Annotated in this window: 1 protein-coding gene and 1 pseudogene; one reads left to right on the top strand and one right to left on the bottom strand. The window is 67.8% G+C overall.

The window, feature by feature from the left end:
- Window positions 1–185 precede the first annotated feature (185 nt).
- The gene (locus tag R1101_RS0123670; protein ID WP_026003649.1) at window positions 186–1,058 is read left to right on the top strand and encodes a universal stress protein; all 873 of its coding nucleotides are present in this window, start codon (window positions 186–188) and stop codon (window positions 1,056–1,058) included.
- Between the two features lie 3 nt (window positions 1,059–1,061).
- Here R1101_RS0123670 and R1101_RS28500 read toward each other — a convergent pair.
- Window positions 1,062–1,287 (bottom strand): annotated as a pseudogene (locus tag R1101_RS28500) (anibiotic ABC transporter); the annotation flags it as partial.

A 1,287-nucleotide genomic window follows, 5' to 3' on the forward strand; every position in this document is an offset into this window, starting at 1 on the left:
TTTTCGGGGTGTAGTGGCATTCGGTGCCCTTCGTAGTTCTCAGTGTGAACATCGAGTCGGCGGCCCACGAGGGCCTTTGGTCACCCGTTCCGATCGACTCGGGACCGTCGACTCTAGTGCGACCGATGGATACGAGCGTGTACTGACAGTGCCCCCGTAGCCCGGACATTCCCGAGGTGGTCGCCATGTCCGCACATCGCTCCGTCGTCGTCGGAGTCGACGGGTCGAAAGCGTCCCTTCAGGCCGTGGCCTGGGCGGCACGCGAAGCCGACCGCCGCCGGCTCTCGCTGGCACTGGTCACCACGGTGTCGGTCCGCAACACCTTCGGTGTTCCCATCGGTATGCCCGCCGGCTTCTTCGAACAGGAAGAGTCCGAAGGACGCGAGTTACTTCTCGACGCCGCCGAGTATGCGCGCCGCGCGGTCCCCGATCGTGAACTCGACATCGAAACCCACCTGTGCACCGGTTCTCCGTCCCTCGAACTGGTCGACCGCTCGAAGTCGGCGTCGATGGTGGTCGTCGGTGCCGGCTACAACCGGTTCGGCTGGGAGCGGTTCGGGTCGGTCGGCACGGCGCTCGTGACGCACACGCACGCTCCTGCAGTGGTCGTGCGCGACCTGCCGCACGTCGAGATCAACGACATCTCCGGGCCGGTCGTGGTCGGGGTCGACGGTTCGGAGCACAGTTCCCGCGCCATCGCCGCGGCGTTCGAGGAGGCGGCATTGCGCGGCACCGAGCTCGTGGCCGTCCACGCCTGGTCCGATCTCGACGTGCGGGCACCTTTCCGCTTCAGGATCGACTGGGACAGTGTGGAGAACCGGGAGCGAGCACTGTTGTCGGAGAGCCTCTCCGGGCACGGTGAACAGTTCCCCGACGTCACGGTGCGGCCGGTGGTGGTCCTGGACCAGCCTTCCCGCTATCTGGCGTCGCACGCGGCCGACGCGCAGTTGCTGGTCCTCGGCCGTCGCGGACGAGGCGGATTCCCCAACCTGCTGCTCGGGTCGACCACCTGGGCGCTGCTGCACACGGTGACCTGCCCGGTGATGGTCGTCCCCTAGACATCAGTGGAGGACGAGGTCGCGGCGGCGCATCGCGAGCACCCCCGCCGTCGCGGTGGCTGCCGCAAGCACCGACAGGACAGCGAGCGGCAGGATCCGCAACGGCGCCGCCGGGAGCGCCGGTACGTGGGTGAACGGCGACAGGTCGAGCACGAATTGCGGGAGATCGAGCAGTACCCCGAGCTGCCCGATGAGCAGCCAGACCGCGAAGAGTCCCCATGCGACGGCC

This window comes from Rhodococcus sp. R1101 (genome assembly GCF_000278445.1).
Taxonomy (GTDB): Bacteria; Actinomycetota; Actinomycetes; order Mycobacteriales; family Mycobacteriaceae; genus Rhodococcus; species Rhodococcus gordoniae.